Annotated in this window: 10 protein-coding genes; 2 read left to right on the forward strand and 8 right to left on the reverse strand. The window is 71.3% G+C overall.

Annotated elements, in window-relative coordinates; translation table 11 throughout:
• Positions 1-103: 103 nt before the first annotated feature.
• On the reverse strand, positions 104-1,750 hold the full coding sequence (pgm, locus tag WMF14_RS30615; RefSeq protein WP_437791885.1) for a phosphoglucomutase (alpha-D-glucose-1,6-bisphosphate-dependent): 1,647 nt from the start codon (positions 1,748-1,750) through the stop codon (positions 104-106).
• On the opposite strand from pgm, the gene WMF14_RS30620 reads away from it, so the two are divergent.
• Positions 1,749-1,934, forward strand: a complete 186-nt coding sequence (locus tag WMF14_RS30620; protein WP_272094442.1) for a hypothetical protein — start codon at positions 1,749-1,751, stop codon at positions 1,932-1,934. The genes pgm and WMF14_RS30620 overlap by 2 nt on opposite strands.
• Before the next feature lie 79 nt (positions 1,935-2,013).
• Here WMF14_RS30620 and WMF14_RS30625 read toward each other — a convergent pair whose 3' ends face one another.
• The 5 genes from WMF14_RS30625 to WMF14_RS30645 all read right to left on the reverse strand — a co-directional run bounded on the left by WMF14_RS30625 (position 2,014) and on the right by WMF14_RS30645 (position 8,859).
• Entirely contained in the window at positions 2,014-2,916 is a 903-nt protein-coding gene (locus tag WMF14_RS30625) for a hypothetical protein (RefSeq protein ID WP_437791888.1), read from the reverse strand.
• A 132-nt stretch (positions 2,917-3,048) separates the two neighbouring features.
• Entirely contained in the window at positions 3,049-4,236 is a 1,188-nt protein-coding gene (locus tag WMF14_RS30630; RefSeq protein ID WP_437791891.1) for an oxygenase MpaB family protein, read from the reverse strand.
• A 164-nt stretch (positions 4,237-4,400) separates the two neighbouring features.
• Positions 4,401-5,024: an STAS domain-containing protein gene (locus tag WMF14_RS30635; protein ID WP_437791894.1), complete on the reverse strand. Its 624-nt coding sequence runs from the start codon at positions 5,022-5,024 to the stop codon at positions 4,401-4,403.
• 336 nt (positions 5,025-5,360) lie between these two features.
• Complete coding sequence (locus tag WMF14_RS30640) at positions 5,361-7,448, reverse strand: SUMF1/EgtB/PvdO family nonheme iron enzyme (protein WP_437791897.1); 2,088 nt, start codon at positions 7,446-7,448, stop codon at positions 5,361-5,363.
• Between the two features lie 136 nt (positions 7,449-7,584).
• On the reverse strand, positions 7,585-8,859 hold the full coding sequence (locus WMF14_RS30645) for a patatin-like phospholipase family protein (protein WP_437323528.1): 1,275 nt from the start codon (positions 8,857-8,859) through the stop codon (positions 7,585-7,587).
• Between the two features lie 114 nt (positions 8,860-8,973).
• Between WMF14_RS30645 and plsY the strand changes: the two genes are divergently transcribed.
• Entirely contained in the window at positions 8,974-9,645 is a 672-nt protein-coding gene (gene plsY, locus WMF14_RS30650; protein WP_437791901.1) for a glycerol-3-phosphate 1-O-acyltransferase PlsY, read from the forward strand.
• A gap of 39 nt (positions 9,646-9,684) precedes the next feature.
• Here the strand turns inward: plsY and WMF14_RS30655 are convergent, their stop codons facing one another.
• Positions 9,685-10,827, reverse strand: coding sequence for a purple acid phosphatase family protein (locus WMF14_RS30655; RefSeq protein WP_437791903.1), 1,143 nt, complete (start codon positions 10,825-10,827; stop codon positions 9,685-9,687).
• 461 nt (positions 10,828-11,288) lie between these two features.
• On the reverse strand, positions 11,289-12,470 hold the full coding sequence (locus WMF14_RS30660; protein WP_437791906.1) for a glycosyl hydrolase family 8: 1,182 nt from the start codon (positions 12,468-12,470) through the stop codon (positions 11,289-11,291).
• Positions 12,471-12,516 lie beyond the last annotated feature (46 nt).

Below are 12,516 nucleotides of genomic sequence, written 5' to 3' on the forward strand. Positions count from 1 at the left end.
CCGGCGCTGGTCGCGCGAGGCGCATCCGGGGGCGGGCGGGCGCGTGGCGGAGTCCCCGGCGGAGCGCCGGGAGATCAGGAGTTCGCGGGGGCGCCCGGGAAGCTCACTTGGCCGACAGCGCGTCGGTGACCATCGCGCGCGCCTCGTCGAGCACGCGATCGAGGTGCGCCTGGTCCTTGAAGCTCTCCGCGTAGATCTTGTAAACGTCCTCGGTGCCCGACGGGCGCGCGGCGAACCAGCCGTTCTCCGCGACGACCTTGAGCCCGCCGATCTCGCCGCCGTTGCCGGGCGCGCGCGTGAGCTTCGCGGTGATCGGCTCGCCCGCGAGGGTCTTGGCGCGCACCGCGTCGGGGGAGAGCTTCTTGAGCACGCTCTTCTGGCTCGGCGTGGCCGGCGCGTCGATGCGCGTGTAGATCGGCGCGCCGAACCGCGCGGTGAGGTCGCGGTAGTGCTCGGCCGGATCGCGCCCCGTGCGGGCGAGGATCTCGGCGGCGAGCAGGTCGAGGAGGATTCCGTCCTTGTCCGTCGACCACACCTGCCCGTTCTTCCGCAGGAACGAGGCGCCCGCGCTCTCCTCGCCGCCGAAGCCGAGCGAGCCGTCGAGCAGCCCGTCGACGAACCACTTGAAGCCGACCGGCACCTCGCGGAGCGGGCGGCCGAGGTCCTTCGCCACCCGATCGATCATGCTGCTCGAGACGAGCGTCTTGCCCACGGCCGCGTCGGGCCGCCAGAGCGGGCGGTTCCGGAAGAGGTAGGACACCGCCACGGCGAGGTAATGGTTCGGGTTCATCAGCCCGGCGCTGCGCGTGACGATGCCGTGGCGATCCGAGTCGGCGTCGTTGCCGAACGCGAGATCGTAGTCGTCCTTGAGCGCGATGAGGTTCGCCATCGCGTGGGGCGACGAGCAGTCCATGCGGATCTTGCCGTCGTGATCGAGGGGCATGAAGCCGAAGGTGGGGTCGACGGCCTGGTTCACCACGGTGATATCCAGCCCGAATTTCTCAGCGATAGGCGCCCAGTACGCGATGTTCGAGCCGCCGAGCGGATCGACGCCGATGCGCAGCTTCGCGCCGCGGACGGCCTCGAGATCGACCACGTTGCCGAGATCGGCGACGTAGGGGCCGATGAAATCGTACGGGTGGGTCGTCGGCGCGCGCAGCGCGGCCTCGTAGGGCGTGCGCTTCACGCCCGCGTTGCCTTCGCGGAGCAGCTCGTTGGCGCGATCCTCGATCCAGCCGGTGACGGCGGTGTCGGCCGGCCCGCCGTTCGGCGGGTTGTACTTGATGCCGCCGTCGTCGGGCGGGTTGTGCGACGGCGTGATCACCACGCCGTCCGCGAGCCCCGAGGTGCGCCCGCGGTTGGCCGTGAGGATCGCGTGCGAGATGGCCGGCGTCGGCGTGACGCCGCTCCGCTCGGCGATGAGGACGTCGACGCCGTTGGCCGCGAAGACCTCGATGACGCTGCGCTGCGCCGGCTCCGAGAGCGCGTGCGTGTCCATGCCGAGGTAGAGCGAGCCCGTCGTGCCCTCCTTCGCGCGGTACTCGCAGATGGCCTGCGCGATCGCGAGGACGTGCGCCTCGTTGAAGCTGCGCCGGGCAGCCGAGCCGCGGTGGCCTGAGGTGCCGAAGGCGACGCGCTGCTGCGGATCGCCCATGTCGGGGCGCTCGCTGTAGTACTGCGCGCGCAGCGTGTCGGGATCGATCAGCACATCGGGAGGGGCCTTGCGGCCTGCGAGGGGGTGGAGCGGCATGAGCCTCCGCATAGCCGAGCGCGCGGGACGAGCCAACCCTTCCACGGGTGCCGCGGGTCCCGGGCACGGCGAATCTGGATTGCCGCTCGCGCTCCGCCTGGCCTGCTGGAGCGCCGGCCAGCTCGTCGGCGTGGCGCTCGTGGAGGGGTTCCTGGGGCGCGCGGCCGTCAAGGTGGAGGCCTGAGCGCCGTTCGCCGCCGCCCGCGGGGGCGCGATGGGCGATGGCGAGGAGAGCCGAACGCCACGCGCTCAGGAGCGGCGGTTCAGAGCGGCCGCGCCTGCGCCAGCGCCTCGAGCCAGTCCGCGCACGCGCCGTCCTCGGCGGGCGGCTGAGCGCCCTTGATGAGATACCACGCCTCCCGGTGCTCCACGCGGGCGCCGGGCTCCACGTGCTGCAGCGGGCCGAGCGACTCGATCTCGAGCATGTCCGCGTTCGTGAACGTCTCGAAGTTGCACCCCATGTCCGGGTACCTGGCGCCCTCGATGAACGGGAACCGCTTCAGGAACACGTTCCCGTGGTTCGCGTACGCCGCGTAGCCCTGGCTCACGAGCGCACCCACCTTCTGCGGGTCCTTGCCGGCGACCTGCCGCAGGCGGATCACGCGCTTGCCCCAGGTCCACCGGGGCTCGGCCATGTCGGTATACGACCACAGCACGAGCGGCCGCGCCGGCAAGACGCGATCGGGGTGCGGGACGAACGGCGCCTGCGGGAACAGGCACTCGCCGCCGGCCGCCATCACGGAGAGCGACCACGGGGCGAACTCGACGGCATAGGCGCTGTGGTTCTCGATCGCATGATCGATGACGAACCTGCCCGCCGCGGCGTCCGCCGCGATGCGGACCTCCTTCTGCATTCCGTACCTGTCCGGCGCGGTCCGGAGCACGAGCGCGCCGTTCTCCTCCCGGTGCTCGACCGGATCGTTGTCGGGCTGCAACGTCCGCTGCTCGTCCTCGGGGCCGATCCAGAGCCGGTGACCGCCGTAGAACCTGTACTTGGTCCCGCCTGTCGCGCCCTGGTCCTCGGGGATCTCGGAGAACTCGTTCGGGCCGCCGATGACGCCGTACCGCATGATGCGCGGGCCGATGTCGAGCGTGACGACGAGCTCCGTGTCGCCGCAGACGAGGCGCGCGGCGCGCTTCCAACCGCCGTAAGGGATGATCTCCATGCCGGAGGTCTCGTACCGCAGAACCGGACGGCGGTTCAACCCCGACTGCCGCGCCCGCTCCCACGCCATCGCCCTGGACATCCGGCGCCGCAGCCGCCTCGCCCTGCGAGCGGCGCGACCGCTCAGGTGCGCTCAGGTGCCGCTGCCGGCCAAGCGCTCCGGAGGCGCGAAGTCGGCCGGGCGGCCGCCGAGGCCCATGGAGATGACGCGCCGCCAGCGGAGGTCGCCGAGATCGAGCGCGAGATCCTGCAGGGGCGGCAGCGCGTGCGCGCGGCTCGACGCGGCGGCGATCGCGCGGAGCAGCGGCACGACGAGGGGCGCGCGCTGCCGGGGCACGCCGAGCTGCTCGGCGAGCTCGTCGCCCAGCACGGCCCTGGAGAGGCTGCAGGAGATGGCCATGAACCGCTCGGCGCTCCGGCGCTCGCCGGCGGTGCGCGCGCTGCGGACCTTGCCGGTGAGCAGCGCGTCCACGAGCATGCGCGAGTCGTGGTCCGGCGCGCCCTGCGTCGCGAAGATCATTTCGGCCAGCCTTCGCGCCTCGGCGTAGGACCCGGGGATGAGCTCGGGCTCGACGCCGATGACGTGGGCCACGTAGCGCCACAGGTGGACGAGGTCCTCCCTCTGGGCGGGCGTGAAGCGGTAGGCGAGCTTGTCGAGGCCGTCGATGACCGCGACCGAGAAGAGCAGCGCCGTCGCCACCATGTCGTGCTGGTTGATCGGCTCGCCCCAGAGAGCCGTCTGCCACCGGCCGCTCGCGCGGATGAGGCGCCGCACCTGCGCGTGCATGACGCGCACCTTGACGGTGATCGCGAAGCCCTCGCCGGAGCGGCGCATTCCGTTCGCCTGGCTCACGGCGTAGACGAACCGGCTCGTCTCGGCGAGGCGGCGCGCGGCCTGCTCGCGGAGCCTCCCCGACAAGACGAGCGGCTTGTTCCCGCCAGGCGACGCGTACCCGAGGACGAGCGACTGCATCGCGAGCAGGATCCCTCCGAGGAAGCCCGTGCGCAGGAACGCCGCCCCGCCGCGGTTCACCGCCTCCCAGTCCACCCAGAGGGGCACGTGATCGACCGACGCGAAGAGCGCCCGCAGCTCGGCCGGCGCCTCTTTCGCCGTGCGGTCATCGTCGATGCCGCGCGCGAGGGCAGCCTCCAGGAGGCGGAAGCCCTGGCCCGGGGACATCGACGCGAACGACTCCACGACGGCGTCGGCCGCCGGATCGACGCGGAGCAGGAAGGGCCCCAGGCGATCGAGCTGGTCGCCGAAGCGACGGCGGGCGTCTGCGGTGTCCTGGAAGCGAGCCGGAATCGTCGCGTTCTCCATGCGCTGGAACAGAATATCCCTTGGCGCACCGGCTGCACTCCGCAAAGGCGACGCCGCGCGGATCATCACGCCGAGGCGAGCGGCCGAGCGCTCCGCCGCGGGGCGTCGCTGCGGCTCAGGGCGCCGCCTTGCGCGACGCCGCGCGCGGACCGGAGCTCCGCGGATCACCTCGGTGAGATCGTGCGCCCGCGCTGCGCAAGACAGAACCTGAGCCCCTCCCGCAGGCTGCGCATCGGGTTCAGCTCATCGAACGCGACCCCGATCGCGACGAGCGTCTCCGCGACATGACCGCCCAGGCCGGTGAGGACGCAGCGCGCGCCGAGGAGTTGCACCGCCTGAGCCAGCTTGATGAGGTGCTGGGCGGTCATGGAGTCGATGAGCGTGACGCCGGTCAGATCGAGGATCACCCATTCGACGTCGCTGTCCTCCGCCACGCGCACGAGGAGCCGCTCGGTCACCTCGACGGCGCGCACCGAGTCGAACAGCCCGACGAGCGGGAGCGTGAGGATGCCGTGCCAGATATCGATGATCGGCACCGAGAGCTCCCGGATCGCGCACTCCTGGCGCTGGATGGTGTCGAGCTGATGCTCGAGCTCTCGCTTCGAGGTGGCGAGCGCGGCGAGCGCCTGGCTCTTCTGCTGCGTGGTCACGGAGAGCTCGGAGAGAAAGACGCGCAGAGCCTCCTCGATCACCCCGAAGGCGTCGTGTTCGACCTCCGCGAGCTGCGTCAACGCGAGCTCGACCTCTCCGGTGGACGCGAGCGCAACCGCATCGATGACGCGTTGCATCCGGCGTTCCTCAATGGAGATCATGTTCTCGGATTCTTGCATGGGCTCCTGGGGGCGCAGCAGGGGTTGACCGGTGAGGAAGCGGAGTCACCGGGCTCATGCGCCGGGTCGACCTCGCCGGCCGCATGGGAGGACGTGCCCGCGGTGATCTGGCCTCGTGTGCCCGATCGCACGGCTCTACCTATCTATCCCCACATCCTACCTCGCGACCGGGCGTGTGAATCGACCTTCGACCAAGATGGGATAGATAGCCTATCCGCGGCGCGGCTGAAATGAGCCTGGCCGGTTGATCCGCGCTTCCGCGCTTCCCCGCCGCCCGCTCTGGCGACCTCGTGTTCAATCGACCGAGCGAACGCAACGAAACCCGGTCGATACGTCACCTGCCTCACGATCGTACGCCAGCCGGAATGTCGCCTTTGCGGTGCTAGCGGAGAAGTCCCACGATCCACCCCGGAGCACGCCCCTGCTGCCGGTCGCCGGCACCTGGGGATCTGTCTGGGCGCCTCTGGCGTACACGCCCGGATCCCAGCCGTCGGCCACCCATTCCCAGACGTTGCCCGCCATGTCGAGCGCGCCCGACGGGCTCGCTCCGGCCTTGGCCGAGCCGACCTCCTGGGTGCCCTTGCCGCGCCCGCCGCAGCCCTGCCCAGGAGGCCGAGACACGATCGCGTGCGCGCACCCTGGCGCCTCGTTGCCCCACGGATACTCGCGGCCGTCGGCGCCGCGGGCGGCGTATTCCCACTCGGCCTCGGTCGGGAGCCGCTTTCCGGCGAAGGCGCAGTACGCGGCCGCTTGCGCCTGGTCGACGCACGAGATCGGGTGTTGCGACTTCGCGGGATCCGCCGCGGTGCAGAGCGCGCCGCGCTGCTCGACGTCGGCGTCGGTCGCGCGAGGGCCGTGCAGGCCGCTCGGCGTGCACCGGCCCGCCTCGACGCAGCGCTGGTAGGCGGCGACCGTCACCTCGGTACGATCGACGTCGAACGCGCGGGTCAGCGTCACGTCATGGGGCGGGCGCTCGGATTTGCCGCCCTTCTCGCTGCCCATCGTGAAGTGGCCCGCCGGCACCCGGACCATGTCGGGCCGGAGCGGCGCCTTCATCTGGGGCGCGGTCAGGCCGCCCAGCACACGCGCCGGCCGCGCATCGTCGGGCGCGCGGTAACGGACGAACGCGACGGCGCCTGCGCCGGCCGCGGCGGCCAGCGCGGCCGCCGAGGCGAGCGCGGGCAACAGGCGCCGCCGCGGAGCGGCCCTGGCGGCCTGCGGCGCGGGAGGGGGCGACGCCGGTTGCGGGGCTGCCTGCGGCGGCGCGCTCGTGGCCAGGCCGCGCATCGTCGTGAGGGACGGCGTGGGCGGCGCACCGACGGACGTGGGAAGCCCGCCGGCGGGCGGGCCTGCGGCCACGCGCTCCGTCCCCGCCACGCCCAGCGCCGCAGCGCCGGGCGCTGCGCCCGCAGGCGGGCTGCCCGCCGCGAGCGCGACAGCGCCGGCGGGCGCGACCGTCGCCATCGCAGCCTCGAGCGCTCCCCAGAGCTCGCCTGCCGTGCGGTAGCGCTCTCGCGGGTCGATGGCGAGCGCGCGGCGCACCACCGCCTCGACGGCGTCGGGCGCGCTCACGCCCGCGCCCTGCAAGCTCGGGCGGAACGCCGGATCGGTCGCCGCGATGTAGAGCTGCGTGACGTCGCTTCCCAGGAGGGCGCGGTTACCCGAGGCGACCTCGATGAGCACCAAGGCGAGCGCGAAGACATCGGTCCACGGCCCGGTCGCGCCGAAGCGGTGGTGAAACTGCTCCGGCGCGCCGTAATGGACGGTGAAGGCCCGGAGCGCGCTCCCTGTCTCGGCCATCGCCTGCGTCATGCTCGAGAGCTCGCCGAGCACCTTGGCGATGCCGAAGTCGAGGACCTTCAGCGTGCGCCGGCCGCCGATCTCCGCGAGGAACAGGTTGGCCGGCTTGACGTCGCGGTGGGCGACGCCCTGCGCGTGCGCGACATCGAGCGCGTACGCCGCGGGCGCGAGCAGGGCGACCGCCTCGGCGAGCGGGCGCGCCGCATCGCCGCGGGCCCGCCGCTCGGCGATCTCGCGGTCGAGCGGCACGCCATGGAGCCACTCGAGCACGAGATACGGCGTCCACTCGCCCGACGGCGAGACCGCGGCGCCGGTGTCGAGGGCCTGCACGATGCCGGCGCTCGCGCGGGAGAGGCGGTGGAGGAGCCGCCCCTCGTCGAGGAGCATCCGCTGGAACGACGCGCGCTCCGCAGGGGCCAGCGATCCGAGCAGCTTCAGGCACTTGACCGCGACCGGCTCGTCGAACCCGAGGTGCTGGCCGCGGTAGACGACGCCGAACCCGCCCTCGCCGACCACGGCGTCGAGCCGGTACTTGCCGCCGATCGTCGCGCCCACCCAGCCGAAGGGATCCGAAGGTGCCATCTCGCGGCGCGAGTCTACACCGGGCGCCGCGGCCGCGCGGAGCTCGCGCCGAGATAGGCGCCGAGCGCCCCGACATCGTCTGAGCGTCGGCGCCCGGGAGGATCCGGACGGATCCAGAGCGTGTCTCCCGATCCCCTCAGGGCGCCCGCTCCTCGAACCCGCCCGGCCTCAGCGCCCGCTCGAAGAACGCGCACAGCTCCTCGTGCCGCGCGCGCGCGTCCGCGCGGCCTATCTCGATGAGCGCCCCGGCGAACTCCCCGTCGAACAGCAGGTAAGACAGGAAATCGGCCTCGCGCTGCTCGTCTCCCTCGGCGAGGCGCCGCATCACGCGGCCGAGCACGCTGGTAGTCCGCGCGCGGAACGCGGGGGAGCGCACGAACTCCGCCGCCAGGCTGCCGATGTCCTTGGAGGCGCGGATGAGCAGCGACCGCATCGGCCGCAGCGCGCGCCCCGGCGGCAGCCCGAGCTCGTCGTTGAGCTCGCCGATGAAGCTCTCTCCATAACGCCGCCGCCCCGCCTCCAGGATCCCGTTGATGCTCTCGAGGCGCGCCAGGTCGTTGTCGATCCGGTCGAGCATCAGCGCGTTCAGCGTCTTGCCGAGCAGGAAGAGGGGCCCGGGGAAGCCCGGCGCGTCGCGGTCGGCCGCGCTCGACGCGGGCTCGATGTACCGCGGATTGACCACGATCACGCCGTCGGCGCCGAGGCGCCGCGCGGGCGACAGAGGGACGTTCTGGCGCAGCCCGCCGTCGCAGTAGAGCTCTCCGTCGATGCTCACCGGGCGGAACAGGATGGGGAGCGCCGACGAGGCGAGCGCGTGCTGCGCGCGGATCGCGGTGGCGCGCGGTGAAATCGTCGGATCATGGCTCCAGGGCGGCAGGCCGGGCTCGCGGCGGTGGACGAAGACGACGGTGCGGCCGCTCTTGACCAGCGTCGTCGACACGGTCAGCGCCGACAGGAGCCCCCTCTCGAGGTGGCCGTCGATCCGCTCGAAGGGCACGGCCTCCGCGATCTGCCGCTCGAGGCCCGACGTGTCGAGGATCGCGGCGCGGCCGCTCGAGGGCGCGCTCGCGGCGCCCCCGCGGAGCAGGTCGTGCCCGACCGCCAGCACGCCGCGCACGTCGAGGCGCACGAGGTCGTCGATGCGCAGGCGCGTCCACACCCCGGCGAGCCGCCGCGCGCGGCTCCGCGCCTCGTCCGCGAACGCGGCGAGCCCACAGACGTTGATGGCGCCGACCGAGGTGCCGCACAGGATATCGAGCGGCGCCTCGCGGCCGAGATCGCGAGAGACGTCCTCGAGGATGTGCTGCACCACGCCGACCTCGTAAGCTCCGCGGGCGGCGCCGCCGGCCAGGACGAGCGCGATCTTGGGGGCGCGGCCACTCCGGGTCGAGACGGGCGCCAGGTCAGCCATCGTCGCAGAATACCATGATCGCCATCGTGACATGGTCCCGTTGGCGCGCGCTCGACGCGGCGCGCGTGCTACACCCGCCGTGAGCGCGGGCACGGAGGCGCGCGGTGACGGCAGATGACGGCAATCTACCTGGCCCTTGCCTACCTCCTCGGAGCGATCCCGACAGGCTACCTCTTCGCGCGGTTCGTCAAAGGGGTCGACCTCCGCCAGGTCGGCTCGGGGAACATCGGCGCGACGAACGTCTTGCGCGCCTTCGGCTGGGGGCCTGGCCTGGCCGTCCTGGCCGCGGATGTGGCGAAGGGCGCGCTCGTCGCCGGGCCCCTCGCGTCGTGGCTCTCCGTCGCGCCGGGCGGGTGGGTCGCCGCGGCGGGCGGCCTCACCGCGGTGCTGGGCCACGACTACACGGTCTTCCTCGGGATGCGGGGCGGCAAGGGCGTCGCGACCTCCTGCGGCGTCCTGCTCGTGCTGGCGCCGCGATCCACGCTCGCCACGCTGGCCGTCTTCGCGGTCATCGTGCGGGCGACCCGCATGGTCTCGGCGGGCTCCCTCGCCGGCGCCCTCGCCCTGCCCCTCTTCCTCTGGCTGCTCGGCGAGCGGGCCGCCCCGGCCCTCTGCCTCTCGCTGCTCCTCGCCGGGCTCGTCTGGCTGAAGCACATCCCGAACATCCGGCGGATGCTCGCGGGCACCGAGAACACGATCTCGTTCGGGAAGCGACGCGACGACGAGCGCGACGGCGAGCGCAACGACGAGCGCGACGGCGCGCCGCGCGACGACGAGCGCCGGTGACGGCCGCGGCGTCGCTCGGCCGCCGAGCGCGGCGCCCGCTCACTTGGAGATGGTCTTCGTGAAGATCACCGCGCCTTGCTTGTCGATGAACTCGAACAGCAGGTTCCGCCCCTCGAACCGCAGATAGGCGAAGCCCTCGGTCTTGTCCGTGAAGAAGAGCTGCCCCCGCTCCGTCGGGACCGAGGGGGACACCGGGCGGGTCTTCGAGCCGGCGCCGCTGATGGCGAAATAGGTGCTCGGGCAGCCCTCGTCTCGCCCCTTGTCGATGAACTCGAGGTTGTGGTCGTGGCCGGCCATATACATGTCGGCCCCGCAGTAGATGGCCTGCTGCATGGCGAACATCCCGCTCATCCCGAGCGACGGGTTGTCCGAGGCGTGAGCTCCAGACGTGTAGCGGGGGTGATGGCCAAAGACGATCTTCCAGGTGGCGTCCGAGGCGGCGACCCGCGCGCCCATGTCGCGCGCCTGGTCATCGGAGGTGAAGTCGACGGTATCGATCCCGAAGAGATGGACGTCACCGACGCGAACGTCGTAGTACGAGGCGGGCATGTGCCACTTGCCGGTCATCCGCATGCCGGGCCCGTCGCCCACGGGCAGCTGCGAGTAGTCGATCTGCGCTTGCCGCACGCCGTTGCTGCTGGGGCCGTGGTCGTGGTTCCCCAGCACCGCATAGAACGGGAGGCCGTTCAGGCCGGCCCTGTCGTAGGGCTGCTCGAACTTGGGACCCCACTGCGCATCGCCCGTGTCGGCCACGCCGTTGTCGTAGAAATTGTCGCCGTTCATCATCACGGCATGACAGCCCCCGACCTCGATGCACTTCTCGCTCATCCGATCGGCGACCTGGTTCTGCGCGAGGTTTCCCTCGCCGGTGTCGCCGATAGCGATGATCCTGACGACATCGAGGTGAGAGACGACGGTCCCGATGGCCTGGGCGCCCGCCGCGCCCAAGCTCGCGCCGTGGTCCGCGGGGATCCCGCCGCTCGGCCCGGCGCCGCTGCTCGCGGCGCCCGTGCTGGTCGGCTCATCGCCTGCCCCCGCCAGCGCGCCTGCGCCCGGGATCGGCACGCTGTCCGCCACGCCGCAGCCCGCGCCGAAGACGATGGCCGGAGACGCGGAGAGGACGAGAGCGACAAGGGACTTCGTGGAGATCGCGAGAGGACGTGCTGCGCGGCGAGGCTTCATCTGGCGCCCATTGTAACCAACGCCGGTCTCCGATGATCACCCGTCCAAAGCTTTGTTCGTCCCGGCGCGCCAGGAAACTCGAGCACACCAGCTCTTCCATCCAGACCGGACACAGGCATCAACACGGTATCCGCGCCGCGGGCCGGCCCCCTCCAGCGGTGCCCGTTTTTGCTTGACGTCGGCGAGATCCACAAGCAAGAAAATTGAACATTACTTTCAACATCAACAACGAAGCCAACGTGATCCGAGAGACGGCCCCTGCCTCGAGCCTGTACGGATGCGCCGCGCTCGCCGCTTTCCTCTTGTCCGACGTTCGCCCGGAAGAAGCCTCGTGAGCTCGCGCACACCGCTTTCTGTCGGCCGCCTGCTCCCATCTGAGCTCTCGTGCCTGCCGGAGCCCGCGTGCGAGGAGGGCTCGCCTCCGCCGCCGACAATCCTCGCGAGCGCGAGCTCGCGCCGGATCAGTACACGCGAAACTGCCCGCTCAGCGTCAGCAGCGAGAGCATGTGGAGCAACCCCGAGAAGTAGCGGGTCTCCCCGGTCGCCGGCGGCGTCGTCCACACCGCCGCGATGTAATCGGCGCGATCTTCGGTCGTCGCGACCAGCCCGGTGACCCCGTTCATGAAGATGAGCGCCGACTCCGGCGTGGCGTTGAGCATCGCGCCGTCGATCTTGAAGACCGCGCCGTATTTGCCGATGCCCAGCTTCGAGAAGAACCCGAGCAGCCGGTCCGCCTCCTCCACTTGCCACGGGTCGACGCCGAACCAGACGTGGTCGAGCGCGAGGCTCAGCTGCGTGCGGTAGGCCTCGGAGCCGAAGTAGTCCCAGTTGAGCACCGGCGTGCCGTCGAAGTGGGTGCGCACCGGGATGAGCCCGGTGCTCGGGTGCGCGGCCTCCTGCCAGTGTGTGCGCGCGCTGGAGGCAGCGTCGGACCAGAAGGGGTCGCGCATGGCCTGCGCCCAGAGCTCGTAATAGGCGGGCATCTCGATGGAAGGACGGGTGACGTCCGCCGCCGAGACGTGCGGGTAGTCGTAGACGAGCTTCGTCGTCGAATCGAAGGTGTTCGTCACACCCGAGTCGACTCCCCCGTTCAGGGCCTCCTTGTGGCGCATCACCTCGAGCAAGTTGATCGCGTCCAGCCCATAGTCGATGGTCCCGGTGTCGCTCCCCCAGCGGCCGTGGGCGAAGAACAGCGCCATCGCGATCTGCTGGAGGCCAAAGGGATCGGCGCACAACATCGGGCCTGCCGGGGTGTCGCACCACGACATGAGATACCCCTGGTTGGGACCGGACGTGGGCTGGAGCGTGGACTTGGCGTATCTCCAGAGCCGGTCGAACTCGTCTCGCTTGTCGAGCTCGACCGTGATGATCATCCCGAGGCCCATGCCCTCGGAGCGCACGCTATTGTGGTAGTCGTCCCAGATGTAAGCCTGTTCCTTGCCAGGCACCGTGTAGTAGACGGTCTCGTCGCTGGGATTGCCGTAGAAGAGCTGATTGAAGCTGTCCTCGATCTTGGCCGCGATCTCCTCGTCCGTCTTGCCGAGCACGTCGCGGAACGCGTTGGGGTACTCGGAGGGGCCCGTCAGCGGGCCGAGCTCATCGCTGCTCATTCGGTCGTAGCCGAGCGAATCCACCGTGGTCATACACCCAGGCAACACACACACCGCCATCCAGGCACCGGCGACGCCG

Origin of the sequence: Sorangium sp. So ce693 (assembly GCF_051521375.1) — a bacterium.
GTDB lineage: Bacteria > Myxococcota_A > Polyangia > Polyangiales > Polyangiaceae > Sorangium > Sorangium atrum.

Bases quoted from the DNA above. Each gene is read 5' to 3' on its own strand.
- WMF14_RS30620 (WP_272094442.1), top strand. From the start codon at position 1,749: ATGAGCCTCCGCATAGCCGAGCGCGCGGGACGAGCCAACCCTTCCACG.
- pgm (WP_437791885.1), bottom strand. From the start codon at position 1,750: ATGCCGCTCCACCCCCTCGCAGGCCGCAAGGCCCCTCCCGATGTGCTG.
- WMF14_RS30625 (WP_437791888.1), bottom strand. From the start codon at position 2,916: ATGGAGATCATCCCTTACGGCGGTTGGAAGCGCGCCGCGCGCCTCGTC.
- WMF14_RS30630 (WP_437791891.1), bottom strand. From the start codon at position 4,236: ATGGAGAACGCGACGATTCCGGCTCGCTTCCAGGACACCGCAGACGCC.
- WMF14_RS30635 (WP_437791894.1), bottom strand. From the start codon at position 5,024: ATGCAACGCGTCATCGATGCGGTTGCGCTCGCGTCCACCGGAGAGGTC.
- WMF14_RS30640 (WP_437791897.1), bottom strand. From the start codon at position 7,448: ATGGCACCTTCGGATCCCTTCGGCTGGGTGGGCGCGACGATCGGCGGC.
- WMF14_RS30645 (WP_437323528.1), bottom strand. From the start codon at position 8,859: ATGGCTGACCTGGCGCCCGTCTCGACCCGGAGTGGCCGCGCCCCCAAG.
- plsY (WP_437791901.1), top strand. From the start codon at position 8,974: ATGACGGCAATCTACCTGGCCCTTGCCTACCTCCTCGGAGCGATCCCG.
- WMF14_RS30655 (WP_437791903.1), bottom strand. From the start codon at position 10,827: ATGAAGCCTCGCCGCGCAGCACGTCCTCTCGCGATCTCCACGAAGTCC.
- WMF14_RS30660 (WP_437791906.1), bottom strand. From the start codon at position 12,470: ATGACCACGGTGGATTCGCTCGGCTACGACCGAATGAGCAGCGATGAG.